Genomic DNA, 15,783 nt, shown 5'->3' with positions numbered 1-15,783 from the left:
CGCCGTCGGGCGTCCGTCCTGAAGTCTGCACAGAAATTGTCTTAGTGTTTGCCCGCGTAACGCGACTGCGGCTGCGACGGCCGGTCTTCGATGGGCAGCGGCTTCTTGCCCATGCTGCGGACGACCTTGCGGACAAACGGTGTGGTGATCACGGGCATGAACACGGTGATGCCGTTCTTGCTCAGTTCGATGTGGTAGACCGTCACCAACCGCGAACCGCCGTGCCAGAACTGTTCTTCATAAATATCGCCGATAATCTGCCAATTGCGTTGGAGTGCAGTGAGCAGGTTATCGCCTCCAGCGAACCGCTGAGAAATGCTGCTCCAATACCGCTTGATGTCGGGGTAGTCGGCGTGGAAATTGGCGCTTTCGATTTCCATAAAACTCTGCTCCTGTCCAAACATGATACTTTCAGTATAGGCCAAAATTGTTAAAAGTGCATCAAATCACAATCAAAAACCGCTAATAATCTTCGAACCGACCGCGCGCGCGCCGCCAGTTTTTGGCAGAACCGCACAAGCACTTAAGTTTCCTGATACAATTTCGCTAAATACCCCCTTCGTTTCCAGCCGGATTCACTGCACTGGCGCGATTGTAGCACCATTTTCTCTGATCGTGATCTAGAAAATACTTTTAAGTCCTAACGATTTCGAGTGCTAAATTTCTCATTTTAGACCTTACTTTCTACGCTTAATTAAAGCTTGATGCCCACCTCACCTAACGCTCATTTGACATGGATATACCTATCGTATGTCTGAACGGCCCTAAGTGGCTACAGCAATTTTCACCAAAAAAGGAAACATCATGGCAAGGATCATCGTCATTGGCAGCGGCTTCGGAGGACTGGGCGCCGCCATTCGACTCGCAGCCCGCGGACACGAAGTCGAGCTGTTTGAAAAACGCGATAAATTGGGCGGACGCGCATACGTCTACGAAATCAACGGCTTCAAGTTTGACGCCGGCCCCACCGTCATCACCGCCCCGTTCATGCTCGACGATTTGTTCGCCGCTGCTGGCCGCCGCCGTGAAGATTACATCGATCTGGTTCCGTGCGATCCGTTCTACCGCATCTGGAATCACGAAGGCCGCGCCTTCGACTACAACAACGACGAGTCGTTCATCCTCGACCAGATTCGCAAGTGGAACCCGGACGATGCCGAAGGCTACCAGCGCTTCATGAAAACCACCAAAGCCATCTTCCAGAAGGGCTTTGTGGAACTGGCGGATAAGCCTTTCCTGCATTTCACCGACATGATGAAAGTCGCGCCGGATCTCATCAAGATGCAGTCGTATATGAGCGTGTACAGCTACGCCGCGCAGTTCGTCAAAGACGAATTCCTGCGCCGCTGCTTCTCGTTCCACCCGCTGCTCATCGGCGGCAACCCGTTCGACGCGCCGTCGATCTACGCGATGATCCACTATCTGGAACGCGAATGGGGCATTCACTGGGTGAAGGGCGGCACGGGCGCGCTCGTCGCGGCGCTGGGTAAGGTGTTTGAAGAACTCGGCGGCAAGATTCACCTCAACGCCGATGTCGACGAAATTCTGATCGATGACGCCGCGCGCCGCGCCACGGGCATCCGCCTGAAGAACGGCACGATCTACACCGCCGATCACGTCGTCTCGAACGCCGATGTCTCGTTCACTTACCGCAACATGATCCCCGAACGCTACCGCCGCCACTGGACGAACCGCAAGGTCGACGCGCTCAAGCAGAGCATGTCGCTGTTCGTCATCTACTTCGGCACCAAGCGGCAGTATCGCGATCAAGGGCTGGCGCATCACAACATCATCCTTGGCGAACGCTACAAGGAACTGCTGAACGACATCTTCAACAAGCAGATCGTCGCCGACGACTTCTCGCTGTATCTGCATATGCCCACGCTGACCGATCCCAGCATCGCGCCGGAAGGTCACGAGCTGTTCTATGTGCTGTCGCCGGTGCCGCACCTCGGTTCGGGCACGGATTGGACGAAAGCCGCCAAGCCGTACCGCGACAAGATCATGAACTTCCTGGAGCAGAACTACCTGCCCGATCTGCAAGAGAACATCGTCGCCGAACACTACATCGACCCACTGCACTTCCAGAACACGCTGAACAGCCACATGGGCTCGGCGTTCTCCGTGCAGCCGGTGCTGACGCAGTCGGCGTGGTTCCGCCCGCACAACCAGTCGGAAGAATTCAGCAACCTGTATTTTGTCGGCGCGGGGACGCATCCGGGCGCAGGGCTGCCGGGCGTGTTATCGTCGTCCATCATCGCGGAAGAACTCATTTGTGGAGACGTGCACCGCGAAGTCCCGGTGCTTCCTATGGCAGAGGTCGTATAAATGACGGTTCAGCTTCAGCAGTACGCCTGGGAAACTACCTTGCTCGATTGGGCGCATCACGCCCGTGCATCGCACGTGCCTTCCGAACGCGTCCGCGCGGACAGCGACATGCTTGAGGCTGCTTACCATCACTGCGAAGCCATCACCAACATTCACAGCCGCACGTTCTTTCTCGCCTCCGCGCTGCTCCCGCCCGAAAAACGGCGGGCGGCGCGGGCGCTGTACGCGTTCTGCCGCGTGACCGACGATCTGGTGGATCGCGCGGCGGGGTCGCAGGCCGAGACGCTCGCGGAACTGGACGCGTGGCGTGAACGGGCGCTCGACCCGCACCCGCCCGCCGATCAACCGGTGGCGCTGGCGTGGGCCGATGCGCGCGCGCGGTACGGCATCCCGGTCGGCTACGCCGAGCAGTTGATCGACGGCGTGGCGCGGGATCTGACGATCAAGCGGTATCGCACCTTCGACGAACTGGCGGCGTATTCCTACGGCGTCGCCTCGACGGTCGGCCTGATGGCGATGCACATCATCGGCTATGGGGGCGAACAGGCGCTGCCCTACGCCGTCAAGCTGGGCGTGGCGCTGCAGGTGACCAACATCCTGCGCGATGTCGCCGAAGACTACCGCGCCGGGCGCGTGTATCTGCCCGCCGAAGAACTCGAACACTTTGACCTGACCGACGCGGATCTGCAGCATGGGCGCGTCGATCAGCGCTGGCGCGCGTTCATGCGCTTCCAGATCGAGCGCAACCGCCGTCTGTACGCCGAAGCGCTGCCGGGGATCGCCGCGCTGCAGAGCGAAGGTCGGTTCGCCATCGCCGCCGCCGCCGAACTGTACCGCGCCATTCTGACGGACATTGAAGCCAACGATTACGACGTGTTCTCGCGCCGCGCGCATATTTCGACCAAAGGCAAGGTCGCGCGCCTGCCGAAAATCTGGTGGCGCAGCCGCACGGTGACGCTGGATTAACTAACTTGATAAGGCTTGTCGTATCGCTTGCTTCCAATGTATTTGAGTCTCTGTGGGAAAGTTTTGCAGACGCTCGATTACATTGGAAATTTCATGAGTTTCGCTCTCCCCAATTTTGAGGTACGCTTCGAGCGTGTGCATCATCGCTTGGTATGCATCATCCTCTGTGATATGCGCTCTGAAGGATGTGTACTTTTGCCATTCGTGCCAGTAAGCATAATCGCCCGATTGCCAATGATCATGCACAAAAGCGATACCACTCAATAGATCGAGAAAATCATCCTTAAAGCTGTCTTTCGATTCTTCCCAAATGCCGTTTAGGAAGAAAAACATGGAGAGAAAGCCCTGTTCACTCGTTATCATGCGTACCCCCAAATTTAAGTAACGTGAGTTAGGGTGTTCGTGCTGCGTTTCGACCCCCCCCCCCCCTCCCCACCCCCCCCCGCCGGGGGGGGGGGGGAACCTCCCCCCCCCCCCGGGGGGGGGGGGGCCGGGGGGGGGGCGGGGGAAACAGCGCCCCCCCGGGGGGAGAAAAGGGGGGGTTTTTTTTCCCCCCCACCGGCGTTAAATAAGTATATAACAGGCTGAATCGGAGAATGTCGTTATGAAAATTGGCGTGGTCGGCAGCGGATTCGTCGGAGCTACGGCCGCCTATGCGATGGTGATGCGCGGCGTCGGGCGCGAGATCGTGCTCGTCGACCGGGACGAAAAGCGAGCGCGGGCGGAAGCCGACGACATTCTGCACGCGATTCCGTTTGCCCACCCGATGCAGGTGTACGCGGGCGGGTATGAGGCACTGCACGGCAGCCGCGTCGTGATCATGGCGGCGGGCGTCAACCAGAAGCCCGGCGAAACGCGCTTACAGCTGCTGGAACGCAACGCGGCCGTCTTCAACGAGGTGATCCCGCAGATCATCGCCAACGCGCCCGACGCGGTGATCGTCGTGGCGACCAATCCGGTCGATGTGATGACGCATCTCACCGCGCGGATCGCCGCGGGGCATGGGTGGCACAAAAGCCGCGTGCTCGGCAGCGGCACCACGCTCGACACCGCGCGGTTCCGTTCGCTGTTGGGGCGGCACATCGGCATCGATTCGCAGCATGTGCACGCCTATGTCGTCGGCGAACACGGCGATTCGGAAGTGCTGACTTGGTCGCTGGTGAGCATCGGCGGCATCCCCCTCGACGACTTTATTCAGCAGCGGCACATCGAACTGAGCGCCGCGCACCGTGCCGAAATTGATCAGAATGTGCGCCGCGCCGCCTACCACATCATCGAAGGCAAAAAGGCGACCTATTACGGGATCGGCAGCGCCCTCGCCCGCATCACCGACGTGATTCTGCGCGATCAAAGCGCCATTCTGACGGTGTGCGCCCCAGCGGATGAGGTCGCGGGCGTCACGGATGTGACGGTCGCGCTGCCGTATCTGGTGAGCGGCGAGGGCGTGGTCGAACGGCTGCCGCTGCCGATCAGCGCGCCGGAGCGGCGCAAACTGGCGGACAGCGCCGGGATCGTCAAAGAGGCGATCAGCAGCTTGGGGGTAAAACAGGGATTGAACCACGGGCACCACGCACAAGGCGCAAAAGAGGCAAAGGCGCCCAGCCCCCAAGCCCAGACGTTTCGTAGGGACGCAATGAATTGCATCCGCTGGCAAGTGGAAAGGCTTCAAGGAAGCTGGTTAGACACCCTCTAAATCGCGTCCGTGCCAGCCAATTCAAGTCTGACCGTTTCTGTCTGGTGAAGTTCGTACTCTACTCTGTTCGGTGAACCGTATTTGAAGGGTTGAACAATGGCAAGTGTAATCGAGAAAGCCGACACGAAATATCACATTCCCGCGGAGCATGAACTCGGCGTCGGGGCGTGGGCGTGGGGCGATTCGTTGGTGTGGGGTTTCGGCAAGGGTTACAGCGAAACCGATGTGCACGACGCCTTCAACGCGACGTTGGACGCGGGCATCACCTTCGTCGATACGGCGGAGATGTACGGCTTCGGCAAGTCGGAACGGTATGTGGGCGAATTCATCAAGGCGACGAACAAGCGCGTGTATGTGGCGACGAAATTCTTCCCGATCCCGATCCGCCTGACCAAAGGGCAGTTCATGTCCGCGCTCAAGGGCAGTCTGCGGCGACTCGGCATGGACGCGGTCGATCTGTATCAGATTCACTTCCCGGTGCCGCCGATGCCCGTCGAACACTGGGCGGGGGCGCTGGCGGATGCGCTCGATCAGGGCTTGATCCGGGCGGCGGGCGTGTCGAACTACAACCGGGAACAGACGATCCGCGCACACCACACGCTGGAACAGCGCGGCTATCCACTGGCTTCAAATCAGATGGAATACAGCCTGCTCGAACGCAAGATCGAGCGGAACGGCGTCAAACAGGCGTGTGATGAACGCGGGATCAAGATCATCGCCTACAGCCCGCTCGGCATGGGCTTGCTGACCGGGAAATACACGGTCGCCAACCCGCCGCCGGGGACGCGCAACATGCAGTATCGCTCGCTGCTGCCCAAACTCCCGCCGTTGATCGACCTGCTCAACCAGATCGGCGCGGCGCACGGCGGTAAAACCCCCGCACAGGTGGCGCTCAACTGGACGATCTGCAAGGGCACGCTGCCGATCCCCGGCGCGAAGAATCGGCGGCAGGCGGAAGCGAACGCGGGCGCGGTCGGCTGGCGGCTGACGGCTGACGAAGTCGCCGCGCTGGATGAGATGAGCGACCGGATCAAGGACTGAGGAATGAGGTAAAAAAGGACTGAGTCAAAGCAGGACTGAGGACTGAGGTAAGAAAGACAAATCACCGTTGGAACTACCTTGACTCAGTCCTTTCACCTCAGTCCTCAGTCCTAAATACAGGAGGATGATATGGCGAACATGATACTGGTTGCCGGGGCGACGGGCGGCACCGGGCAGCAGATTGTCGGCAAGCTGAAATCTGCGGGATATGCGGTGCGTGTGCTCGTGCGGGATGCGGCGAAAGCGCGCGATCTATTTGGCGATTCGGTGGAGTATGCGGTTGGCAGCACGCTCGACCCGGCGACGCTGACGCCAGCGGTGACTGGCGTACAGGCGGTCGTGTGCGCAACCGGGACCCGCAATCCGGTCGGCGATGATCGCCCGGAGCGCGTCGACTATGAAGGCGTGAGCAATCTCGCGGCGGCGGCGCGATCAGCGGGCGTGAACCGCTTCATCCTGATCTCGTCGGCGATGGTGACGCACAGCGAACACCCGCTCAACAACTTCGGGCGCGTGCTCGACTGGAAGCTCAAAGGTGAAAACGCCCTACGCGCCAGCGGCCTCGCGTATACGATCATCCGCCCCGGCGGGCTGACCGATCAACCGGGCGGAATGGCGGGCATGCGCATCGATCAGGGCGACAAAATCAGCGGGATCATCAGCCGCAACGATGTGGCGGCGGCCGTCAGGCACGCGCTGGACAACATCACCACGTACCACACCACCTTCGAAATCGTCAATACGCCCGGCGATCCGCATCCGCTGGATCGGTCGGAGTACTGGCAAAGTCTCTTCGCGGCACTCAAACCAGATTGAGCATTTCATGGCAGACTGTGACATTCTAGTCGTCGGCGCGGGACACAACGCGCTGGTCTGTGCGGGGTATCTGGCGCAAGCCGGGTACAAAGTTCTCGTCATCGAACGGCGGCATAAAGCAGGCGGTGCGGTCGTCACCGAGGAGATCGTGCCGGGGTTCAAGTTCGATCTCGGCGGATCGGCGCACATCCTCATCAACCACACGCCGATTGTGCGCGACCTCGAACTCGAAAAATACGGGCTGGACTACATCGACCTCGACCCGCTGTTCTTCGCGCCCTTCCCCGATGGATCGCACTTCACCATGTGGCGCGACGTGGACAAGACCATCGAGAGCATCGCGCAGATGTCGCCCGTCGATGCCGAGAATTACCGCAAGTTCATCAACAAGTGGAAGCCGATGGCGGAAGGCATGGTCGGCGCGTTCATGCACGCGCCGACGCCGCTCAACCTCGGGCGCTACATGATCTTCGGGCAGGGCTTCAACCGCAACGGGCTGGATCAGCTCAACGACATCATTCGCGGCTACGGGCAGGTGCTCAAGCAGTCGTTCAGCGACCCGCGCGTCCCCGCGTTGATCGCGTGGATGGCGGCGCAGTCCGGCCCGCCGCCGACCGAACCGTTCTCCGCGCCCTTCGCGCTCTGGCATCCCATGTATCACGAGAGCGGCGTGCGCCGTCCACGCGGCGGATCGGGGCAGTTGACACAGGCGCTGCAAAAGATGATCGAGGCGCACGGTGGTCAGGTGCTGCTCAACCAGCCGGTGACGCGGCTGCTCAGCGAGAACGGGCGGGTAGTCGGCGCGGAAACCGCCAGCGGCGAACGCTTCACGGCGTCTCGCGCGGTCGTCAGCGGCGCGCACATCCACACGACGATGAAGCTGCTGGGCGATGATCTGCCGAGCAATAAGCGCACGCTGATCGAGCGGTCGCGCATTGGCAACGGCTTCGGCATGGTGATCCGCGCCGCGGTCGATGAACTGCCGAACTACACGGCGTCGCCCACCCCGGCGGGCAAGCCGTTCGCCGATCATCACATCGGCATGCAGTTCATGTGCCCGGACATGGGCTACCTCGAACGCGCCTACGGCGATTATCTGGGGGGGCGACCGTCGAGCGAACCCGCGATCATCGCCATGACGTGGAGCGCCTCCGATCCGACGCTCGCGCCGGAAGGCAAGCACGTGCTGTTCCTGTGGTCGCAGTACTTCCCCTATGAACTGGCCAACGGCGAGTCGTGGGACGACATCGGCGAGCGGGAAGCGGATAAAGTCCTCGGCATTCTGCGCCGCTATGCGCCCAACATGACCAAAGACAAGGTGATCGGCTGGCTGGTGGAGACGCCGCTCTATCTGGAACGCGAACTCGGCCTGTATCGCGGCAACGTGATGCATCTGGAGATGTCCATCGATCAGATGTTCCTGCTGCGCCCGGCGTTGAGCATGAGCACGTATCGCGCCCCGGTCAAAGGGCTGTACCTGACGGGCGCGAGCACGCACCCCGGCGGTGGGATCATGGGCGCGGCGGGTCGCAACGCCGCAGCGACGATCTTGCATGATCTCGGCAAAAAGAGAAGAGATTAAGGGCGAGAAAAGAAAAGAAGTTAACCGCAGAGAACGCAAAGAACGCAGAGAGAAATCAACAACCGCAGAGGACGACAGAGATGACAGAGAACGAGGTTTCCGAGAAAGTGATTGGTGCAGCCATCGAGGTACATCGGGAACTGGGGCCGGGACTGCTTGAATCTGCCTATGAGGAATGTCTCGCTCATGAAATGAATCTGCGCGGAATGAGTTTCGAGCGCCAGAAGCCGCTTCCCGTGATCTACAAAGGTGTTCAGGTGGAATGCGGTTTCCGACTCGATTTTATTGTTAGCGACCTAGTGGTCGTCGAACTCAAAGCCGTCGAAGAGTTGACGCCAGTCCATCATGCACAGCTCATGACCTATTTGAAATTGACGGGCTGCAAACTCGGCTTACTCATCAACTTCAACGCGCTCAGGATCAAGTATGGAGTCAAACGCATCGCACTCAATCTCTGATCGTTTTCGCAATCAATAACATTCTTTTCGAATTCTCATCTTTTACTCTGCGTTCTTTGCGTTCTCTGCGGTTAACCTTTTCTGGCTTTTATCGTCTCTTCATAGGACTCGTTGATGAAGTATTTTGGATTTCTGGCGCGGTTCGTGATCCTGCCGCTGGCGGCATTGAGCATTTTCACCTGGTTTGATGCGAAGCGCGGCAAGAAGCTGCCGAACAAGCTCAGCGCGCTGCCCCCGGCGGCGATTCTCGGCGCACATGTCGGCTTGGCGGTCGCCTACACGACGCCGTGGGACAACTACCTCGTCAAAACGCGCGTGTGGTGGTACGACAAGAAGCTGGTCACGGGGCTGGTGCTCGGCTATGTGCCGATTGAGGAATACACGTTCTTCGTGCTGCAGACAGCGCTGACGGGCATGTTCCTGCTGACGATGGCGCGCTACACCCCGTCCGACGATGCGCCGCCTAAGAATGGCTGGCGCTACCGAGTCGGCCTGACGCTGGCTTTGGGCGCGGTCTGGGCGTGGTCGGTCTACAACCTGATCACCGGGCGCAAGAAGCTGACCTATTTGAGCCTGACGCTGGCGTGGGGACTGCTCCCATTCATGTTCCAGACGGCGTTCGGCGGGGATATTCTCGTGCAGCATCGCAAGCTGGTCGCGCTCGGCATTGTGCTGCCGACGCTCTACCTCGGCGTATCCGACTCGCTGGCCATTGACTCCGGCACATGGTCGATCAACCCGGAAAAGACGGTCGATCTGCACATCGGCGGCAAGCTGCCGCTGGAAGAAGGCGTGTTCTTCCTGCTGACCAACGTGCTGATCAGCGTGGGCATGACGCTCATGCTCTCGAAGGAAAGCCCGAAGCGCATTCCGCCCAAACTGCGGCAGTGGCTGCGCATTCGGGAGTAGAGGGTGTCCATCACCCACGCCAGCGGGGCGAGGGAGCACCTAGGTGGGCGCCCAAAACGGGCAGACACATAGGTCTGCCCCTACAAGTGATACGATCAGGGTGGGAAAAGCGGACGCGATAAAGAAGGTGTCTAAAAAGGCGTTTAATCACACCCCTCACCCTGCTTGCTGCGCAAGCCGTCCCTCTCCCACGTAAACGGGGAGAGGGACAACAGCGGTTTTCTCCCCTTCTCCCCGCTTGCGTGGGAGAAGGGGTCGGGGGTTGAGGGGCTTATCAGACACCCGCCAAATCGCGTCCCTACGAAAACCAATTCGGTTTGGTGAGCGGTGGTGGGGTAAGGAGGTTCGATGGATATCTGGCGGTTTCAACGACTGCTGTCCGTCCGCTTGATTCAGTGGGCGCTGGCGAGCATCGGCATCGGCGCGCTTCTGTCGCTGGGGACGAAATTCTGGCGCGGCGTCGGCTCGCAGTTCGTCGGGTGGGGCGTGGTCAACATCGCCATCGCCTACTTCGGCGGGCGTATGGCGGATCAGCGCATCCAGACGCTGCCCGATCCCTACGCCAAAGACGTGCTGCGCAAGGAGGGCGTCAACCTCCAGCGCCTGCTGTGGATCAACGCGCTGCTCGACCTGTTTTATATGCGCGGCGGGCAGTGGCTCACGGGCAAAGGCGGCGCATTCCGGCGCGGGATGGGCGTTGGCATCTTCCTGCAAGGGCTGGCGCTGTTCGTCTTCGACCTGCTGCACGCGACCGATACGCCCGTTGAACAGGACTAACGTCGGGATCAGGCGTAAAGTTTCGATAGGCATTTCAGGTTGTATGATGAAGGCATAAACCCTTGCGGATGGTGCTCCCGTTTGAGCGCAACACCCATTGACTAGACCGCCGCCGGGTAGAGGATCGTATGACACTCGATAAAGTGACCGCTTTCATCACCCGTGATGGCCCCGATGGCCGCGAACTGCTCGTGTTCCAGCACCCGACAGCCGGGATTCAACTGCCCGCAGGGACCGTCGAAGCGGGTGAAAGTGTGGAAGACGCCGTGCTGCGGGAAACACGCGAAGAGACGGGCTTGACCGCGGTGGCGCTGGTCAACGAGCTAGGCAGCATCGCGCAGCCGCTCGAACCGGGCGAACGCATCATCGTGGTTGACACGATTTTGCAGGCCTCCCCCGGCGACGAGGGCACGCTCGTCAAAGCGGTGCTGCTGCGCCGCGGCACCGGCGTGCGCGTGATCGGCAGCGAAGACAACTATGATCAGGTGATTGTGCCGGAATATCAGGTGCATGAGCGCGAACTGATTCAGGTGTCAGGGCGCAAGGGTTGGGTGCCCGCCAAGCATCTCACCGCGGACGTGCAGCGGCACTTCTTTCATCTGACGGTCACCGCGCCGACCGAACATCACTGGCTGCAGCAGGCCGACGAGCACCAGTTTTCGCTGTTCTGGGTGCCGCTGACGCAAGACCCCGGCTTGATCCCGGCGCAGGCTTACTGGTATCAACTGGTGCGCGAAAAGCTGAAACAGTAAAGCAGTTTTCAGTTCACAGTTGACAGTGAACAGTAAAAGCCTGTTTCAGCCTGGCACTGATGTTTTAACTGTAAACTGTCAACTATCGACTGTGAACTCGAGGTTACTCGTGCTGGATCACATACGCAAGACCCTGCACCCGGAACGTTATCACGGGACGGGCAAACGCCCGCCCTTCTTCGAAGGCTGGTACTTCAAGCTGGTCAGCGCCGACCGCCGTGAGCGGTTCGCCATCATCCCCGGCATTTTTCTGAGCGACGATCCCACCGTGCAGCACGCCTTCGTCCAGGTCTTTGACGGCGTGAGCGGCGCGGTCAGCTATCACCGCTTCCCCGCCGAGCAGTTCCGCGCGGTTGATGATCCGTTCGCGGTCAGCCTCGGCGCGAACCAGTTCCGCATGGATCAACTCACGCTCGACATCCATGATGACTTGCGCTCGGTGAGCGGTACGCTTCGCTTCGGCGCGGCGACGCCGTGGCGCGTCAATACGCTCGAACCGGGCGTGATGGGCTGGCTCGGCTATCTGCCCTTCCTCGAATGCTATCACGGCGTGCTCTCGTTCGATCACAAGCTGGAAGGCGCGCTGACCGTGGACGGGCGCACGGTCGATTTCACAGGCGGGCACGGCTACATCGAAAAAGACTGGGGCAAATCGTTCCCCGGCGGCTGGGTGTGGATGCAGACCAACCACTTCGCCGAGTCCGAGGGCACGTCGTTCACCGGGGCGTGCGCCATCACGCCGCTGCTGCGCGGGTGGTTCCCCGGCTTTCTGGCGGGCGTGTGGCATCAGGGTGAACTGCACCGCTTCGCCAGCTACAGCTACGCCAAAATCGACAAGCTGGAAGTGACCGAACACACGGTCGATTGGGTGGTCTCGGACAAACAGAAGCGCCTCGAAATCAACGCCCGCCGCGCCGAAGCGTCGATTCTGCCGGGGCCGAGCCGCCATGATATGGGCGTGCGCGTGCCGGAAACGCTCAAGGCCGTGATCAGCATTGCGCTGACGCGGGCAGACGGCGGCCTCATCTTCGAAGGCACAGGCACCTGCGCGGGCCTCGAAGTCGCGGGCGATCTCGACAAGCTGCTGAAGGCGCTATGATCCGCACACTGCCGCGCCTTTCCTCCCAGGAACGCCTCGTTTACGGCATGGTCGTCGTGTGGATTCTGACGATGATCAGCGTGCCGATTGTGCGCTGGACGCTCGGCGATGCAGCGCTGCCCACCGCGGTCAGCCTCGGCGTGCTCATGCAGGTGATCGCCGTGTGCGTCGTGTTGATCAGCGCGTGGGGCGTGCGGCGCGCGCTCACCACCATCGGCGTGATCGTCGCGCTGGCCTGGCTGACCGAGTTCATCGGTCACACCACGGGCTTTCCCTTCGGCAGTTACGACTATACGCCGCGCTTGCAGCCGCAGGTCGGCGGCGTGCCGCTGCTCATCCCGCTGGCCTGGCTGATGATGCTCCCGCCCGCGTGGGCGATGGCGAGTGTGATTAACCTCACCCCCCAGCCCCCTCTCCGAGGGGAGAGGGGGAGACAAACATGGGGGGTGAGGCTGCGCTTCATCGTCGTGACGGCGCTGGCGTTCACCGCGTGGGATTTGTTCCTCGACCCGCAGATGGTGGCGTGGGACTTGTGGCGCTGGGAAGTCCCCGGCGCGTATTTCGGCATTCCGCTGGTGAATTTCGCCGGGTGGCTGCTCGCCTCCGCGCTGATAACGTTCGCCGCCTCCCGGATCGCGCCGATCCACACCTTACCCACGCGCCCACTCGTGATCATCTACATCATCACGTGGCTGCTGGAGACGGGCGGATTGGCGCTCTTCTGGGGGCTGCCCGGTCCGGCGCTGGTGGGGTTCGTGGCGATGGGCGGCATGCTGTTGTGGGCCTGGAGGCGATCGCGTGGACGTTAACACGCTAACCCAAACGCTGGTGTGGACGATCATCAGCTTCATCAGCGGGTCGCTGATGCTGGCCTACTGGTTCGGGCGGGCCGTGACCAAAACCGACGCGCGCAGCATCGGCGATGGCAACCCCGGCGCGGCGAACGTCATGAAGGCGGGCGGAACGAAAGTCGGCCTGATCGCCATGCTGCTCGACGCATTCAAAGGCGCGATCCCCGTGAGCATCGCCAAATACGTGATCGGACTGACGGGCGTCCCGCTGATCATTGTGGCGCTCGCGCCGATCTTCGGGCACGCGTATTCGCCCTTCCTGCGCGGGCGCGGCGGCAAAGCGGTCGCCGTGAGTTTTGGCGTGTGGACGGCGCTCACCATCTGGGAAGCGCCGACCTTCGGCGGTATCCTGCTCGGCGTGTGGTTTTCAGTGGTGGCGCGGTCAGGGTGGGCGGTGCTGCTCACGCTGCTGTGCCTGATCGGGTACTATCTCATCACGTGGCGCGATCCGGTCATGCTGGTGGTGCTGGCGATCAACGCGCTGCTGCTGGTGTGGAAGTACCGCGCCGACTTCCGCCACGCGCCCGGGTTCCGCCCGTGGATTCTGCAACGCTTACCGAATCGCTAGAGACGCGCTATAGTTGATCATACGTCTCTGACCCCACCCCCGGCCCCTCCCCGAATTCAGGGAGGGGAGACAGCAAAAGCATTGTTTGCCGCCCCTCTCCTCGCTTGGGGGGAGAGGGGAAACGCCAATGAGTCGGATCCCTAGCTGACGTTACGATACGCAAAAGCCATGCTCACCATCATCCTGACCGCGCTCATCGCGCCCCCGCTGCTCGTCATCCTGTTCACCGCCCTGCTCAACGCGGTGACGTTTCCGCGGCTGCGCCGCGCGCCCAAACCCAAGCCGCCGCGCCCCGGCCAACAGGTGAACCTCGACCTGACGCGCCCGCTCCCACTGCCGTATGTTTCCGTGCTGATCCCGGCGCGCAATGAGGCTGACACCATCGCCTACACGGTCAAGGCGCTGCTCTCGCAGCCATACCCCGCTTTCGAAGTGATTCTGCTCGACGACCAATCGACGGATGGCACAGGCGAGATCGCGCTGGCGGCGTCCAATGGCGATCAGCGGCTCACGATCATCAAGGGGCAGCCGCTGCTGCCGGGCTGGTTGGGAAAGAACTGGGCGTGTCAGCAGTTGGCGAACGCGGCGCGCGGCGACATTCTGCTGTTCACCGACGCCGATGTGCAGTGGCAGCCCGGCGCGCTCGAAGCGCTCATCCGCCACATGACGCGCACGAAAGCGGATCTGCTCACGGTGTGGTCGACGCAGACGACGGTCACATGGAGCGAACGGCTGATCGTGCCGCTGATCGCGCTGGTCATCCTCGGCTATCTGCCCGCCTTCCTCGTCCATATGACGCCATTTCCAGCGTTTGCCGCCGCGAATGGGCAGTGCCTCGCGTTTCGGCGTAAAGCTTACACGGCGATCGGCGGGCACATCAGCGTGCGCGACCGCATCGTCGAGGACATCACCTTCGCCCGCGTGATCAAGGCGAAGGGGCTGCGCTTGCGCATGGCCGACGGCGCGGGACTGGTCGTATGCCGCATGTATCGCAACTGGCGCGGCGTGCGGGACGGGTTCGCCAAGAACATCATCGCGGGCTACGGCGGCCATGTGATCTTCCTGCTGCTGGCGACCGTCTTTCACTGGCTGATCTTCCTCGTGCCGCCGCTGTGGCTGCTCACAGGCTGGCTGTGGCCGCTGGACACGCTCTATCCGGTCGTGCCGCTGGTGCTGACGCTGCTCGGCCTCGCTATCCGCGCCAGCACAGCGCTGGCGACCCGCCAACGGGTGCAGGATGCGCTGTTTATGCCGCTCTCCGCGCTGCTCATGACCGTGATCGCCGCGCAAGCGCTCTACTGGCAGGTGCGTTACGGGGGTGTGTTGTGGAAGGGGCGCGTCATCAAGCCGGAAGAGCCGAAAGTGCTGGTGGAGTAGATTAATTTTAGAATTAGCGTATTATAAGCCCGTAGATCTTAAGTATCATTCCGTGAACGGTTCCCCTACACTTAATAAGTGAATTTAGTTGCGCAGCTCAAAGGTCACCTCCGCATGCCCATCTTCGTTGAACGTCTAGCCGACGAACCCATTCTGATCGCCGTTTACACGGGTCACATCACGCTCGAAGAAGTTCTCGACATGTACCACACCAGCGCCGAACTGATCGGCGACGATCCCCGCGTGTTTCACCGCATCAGTGACACCCGCGGCGCGACCTCAGATTTTGCCGCGATGCTCAAACTCGTGCAGGCCGCCAGTCAGGCCACGGCCGGGTCCTCCATCGACAGTCATATTCAGGTGACGTATGTCGGCACCACCACGTGGATCAAGTTCTTGCGCGATACGTTTGCCAAGCGCGGCGTGTTGATGCCGGCCTTTGAAGACATGGAGACGGCGCTCGAATCGGTGCGCTACCGCATCGCGACGGAGAGCAGCTCTACGCCCACGACGTAGAACACCAACCGGTTTTGCCCCAGAATCGAAAACGGACGAGGCGTGCCTCG

Annotated in this window: 17 protein-coding genes; 15 read left to right on the top strand and 2 right to left on the bottom strand. The window is 61.0% G+C overall.

Features of this window, described 5'->3' with window-relative positions; genetic code table 11:
* Positions 1-41: 41 nt before the first annotated feature.
* Positions 42-380, bottom strand: coding sequence for a hypothetical protein (locus tag IPK17_RS08315; RefSeq protein WP_343417222.1), 339 nt, complete (start codon positions 378-380; stop codon positions 42-44).
* A 424-nt stretch (positions 381-804) separates the two neighbouring features.
* On the opposite strand from IPK17_RS08315, the gene IPK17_RS08310 reads away from it, so the two are divergent.
* Together IPK17_RS08310 and IPK17_RS08305 are read left to right on the top strand one after the other, a co-directional pair.
* A complete protein-coding gene (locus IPK17_RS08310; RefSeq protein ID WP_343417221.1) occupies positions 805-2,328 on the top strand; it encodes a phytoene desaturase in 1,524 nt (507 codons plus the stop codon).
* Complete coding sequence (locus IPK17_RS08305; protein WP_343417220.1) at positions 2,329-3,294, top strand: phytoene/squalene synthase family protein; 966 nt, start codon at positions 2,329-2,331, stop codon at positions 3,292-3,294.
* On the opposite strand, the gene IPK17_RS08300 is transcribed toward IPK17_RS08305, so the two are convergent.
* Entirely contained in the window at positions 3,295-3,657 is a 363-nt protein-coding gene (locus IPK17_RS08300) for a hypothetical protein (RefSeq protein ID WP_343417219.1), read from the bottom strand. It lies immediately after the preceding gene.
* 241 nt (positions 3,658-3,898) lie between these two features.
* Here IPK17_RS08300 and IPK17_RS08295 point away from each other — a divergent pair, with 241 nt between their 5' ends.
* The 13 genes from IPK17_RS08295 (at position 3,899) to IPK17_RS08235 (ending at position 15,733) form a co-directional block, all read left to right on the top strand.
* A complete protein-coding gene (locus tag IPK17_RS08295; protein ID WP_343417218.1) occupies positions 3,899-4,987 on the top strand; it encodes an L-lactate dehydrogenase in 1,089 nt (362 codons plus the stop codon).
* A gap of 96 nt (positions 4,988-5,083) precedes the next feature.
* Complete coding sequence (locus IPK17_RS08290; protein WP_343417217.1) at positions 5,084-6,028, top strand: aldo/keto reductase; 945 nt, start codon at positions 5,084-5,086, stop codon at positions 6,026-6,028.
* 129 nt (positions 6,029-6,157) lie between these two features.
* The gene (locus tag IPK17_RS08285) at positions 6,158-6,844 is read left to right on the top strand and encodes an SDR family oxidoreductase (RefSeq protein WP_343417216.1); all 687 of its coding nucleotides are present in this window, start codon (positions 6,158-6,160) and stop codon (positions 6,842-6,844) included.
* 7 nt (positions 6,845-6,851) lie between these two features.
* Positions 6,852-8,426, top strand: coding sequence for a phytoene desaturase family protein (locus IPK17_RS08280; RefSeq protein ID WP_343417215.1), 1,575 nt, complete (start codon positions 6,852-6,854; stop codon positions 8,424-8,426).
* 80 nt (positions 8,427-8,506) lie between these two features.
* On the top strand, positions 8,507-8,884 hold the full coding sequence (locus IPK17_RS08275) for a GxxExxY protein (RefSeq protein WP_343417214.1): 378 nt from the start codon (positions 8,507-8,509) through the stop codon (positions 8,882-8,884).
* Positions 8,885-8,998: 114 nt separating this feature from the next.
* Positions 8,999-9,793 (top strand): lycopene cyclase domain-containing protein, encoded by a 795-nt coding sequence (locus IPK17_RS08270; RefSeq protein WP_343417213.1) that lies wholly within the window; start codon positions 8,999-9,001, stop codon positions 9,791-9,793.
* Between the two features lie 348 nt (positions 9,794-10,141).
* Complete coding sequence (locus IPK17_RS08265) at positions 10,142-10,570, top strand: DUF6992 family protein (protein ID WP_343417212.1); 429 nt, start codon at positions 10,142-10,144, stop codon at positions 10,568-10,570.
* 128 nt (positions 10,571-10,698) lie between these two features.
* Positions 10,699-11,322, top strand: coding sequence for an NUDIX domain-containing protein (locus IPK17_RS08260; protein WP_343417211.1), 624 nt, complete (start codon positions 10,699-10,701; stop codon positions 11,320-11,322).
* 109 nt (positions 11,323-11,431) lie between these two features.
* Positions 11,432-12,421 carry a tocopherol cyclase family protein gene (locus IPK17_RS08255; RefSeq protein WP_343417210.1) on the top strand — a complete coding sequence of 330 codons (990 nt, stop codon included), beginning with the start codon at positions 11,432-11,434 and terminating at the stop codon, positions 12,419-12,421.
* Positions 12,418-13,230 carry a carotenoid biosynthesis protein gene (locus IPK17_RS08250; RefSeq protein ID WP_343417209.1) on the top strand — a complete coding sequence of 271 codons (813 nt, stop codon included), beginning with the start codon at positions 12,418-12,420 and terminating at the stop codon, positions 13,228-13,230. Before IPK17_RS08255 ends, IPK17_RS08250 begins: the two co-directional genes overlap by 4 nt.
* On the top strand, positions 13,220-13,840 hold the full coding sequence (locus tag IPK17_RS08245; protein ID WP_343417208.1) for a glycerol-3-phosphate acyltransferase: 621 nt from the start codon (positions 13,220-13,222) through the stop codon (positions 13,838-13,840). The genes IPK17_RS08250 and IPK17_RS08245 overlap by 11 nt, the downstream gene beginning before the upstream one ends.
* 168 nt (positions 13,841-14,008) lie before the next feature.
* On the top strand, positions 14,009-15,217 hold the full coding sequence (locus tag IPK17_RS08240; protein WP_343417207.1) for a glycosyltransferase family 2 protein: 1,209 nt from the start codon (positions 14,009-14,011) through the stop codon (positions 15,215-15,217).
* 114 nt (positions 15,218-15,331) lie between these two features.
* Entirely contained in the window at positions 15,332-15,733 is a 402-nt protein-coding gene (locus IPK17_RS08235; RefSeq protein ID WP_343417206.1) for a hypothetical protein, read from the top strand.
* Positions 15,734-15,783: the final 50 nt, after the last annotated feature.

The sequence above is a fragment of the Candidatus Flexifilum breve genome, from assembly GCF_016713355.1.
The sequence above is the reverse complement of the archived record's forward strand: the minus strand, read 5'-3'. Positions and strand labels throughout refer to the sequence as shown.

Coding starts and splice junctions, on each gene's coding strand:
- IPK17_RS08265 (WP_343417212.1), top strand. CDS start 10,142: ATGGATATCTGGCGGTTTCAACGACTGCTGTCCGTCCGCTTGATTCAG.
- IPK17_RS08240 (WP_343417207.1), top strand. CDS start 14,009: ATGCTCACCATCATCCTGACCGCGCTCATCGCGCCCCCGCTGCTCGTC.
- IPK17_RS08270 (WP_343417213.1), top strand. CDS start 8,999: ATGAAGTATTTTGGATTTCTGGCGCGGTTCGTGATCCTGCCGCTGGCG.
- IPK17_RS08315 (WP_343417222.1), bottom strand. CDS start 380: ATGGAAATCGAAAGCGCCAATTTCCACGCCGACTACCCCGACATCAAG.
- IPK17_RS08305 (WP_343417220.1), top strand. CDS start 2,329: ATGACGGTTCAGCTTCAGCAGTACGCCTGGGAAACTACCTTGCTCGAT.
- IPK17_RS08310 (WP_343417221.1), top strand. CDS start 805: ATGGCAAGGATCATCGTCATTGGCAGCGGCTTCGGAGGACTGGGCGCC.
- IPK17_RS08280 (WP_343417215.1), top strand. CDS start 6,852: ATGGCAGACTGTGACATTCTAGTCGTCGGCGCGGGACACAACGCGCTG.
- IPK17_RS08295 (WP_343417218.1), top strand. CDS start 3,899: ATGAAAATTGGCGTGGTCGGCAGCGGATTCGTCGGAGCTACGGCCGCC.
- IPK17_RS08235 (WP_343417206.1), top strand. CDS start 15,332: ATGCCCATCTTCGTTGAACGTCTAGCCGACGAACCCATTCTGATCGCC.
- IPK17_RS08285 (WP_343417216.1), top strand. CDS start 6,158: ATGGCGAACATGATACTGGTTGCCGGGGCGACGGGCGGCACCGGGCAG.
- IPK17_RS08260 (WP_343417211.1), top strand. CDS start 10,699: ATGACACTCGATAAAGTGACCGCTTTCATCACCCGTGATGGCCCCGAT.
- IPK17_RS08290 (WP_343417217.1), top strand. CDS start 5,084: ATGGCAAGTGTAATCGAGAAAGCCGACACGAAATATCACATTCCCGCG.
- IPK17_RS08300 (WP_343417219.1), bottom strand. CDS start 3,657: ATGATAACGAGTGAACAGGGCTTTCTCTCCATGTTTTTCTTCCTAAAC.
- IPK17_RS08250 (WP_343417209.1), top strand. CDS start 12,418: ATGATCCGCACACTGCCGCGCCTTTCCTCCCAGGAACGCCTCGTTTAC.
- IPK17_RS08275 (WP_343417214.1), top strand. CDS start 8,507: ATGACAGAGAACGAGGTTTCCGAGAAAGTGATTGGTGCAGCCATCGAG.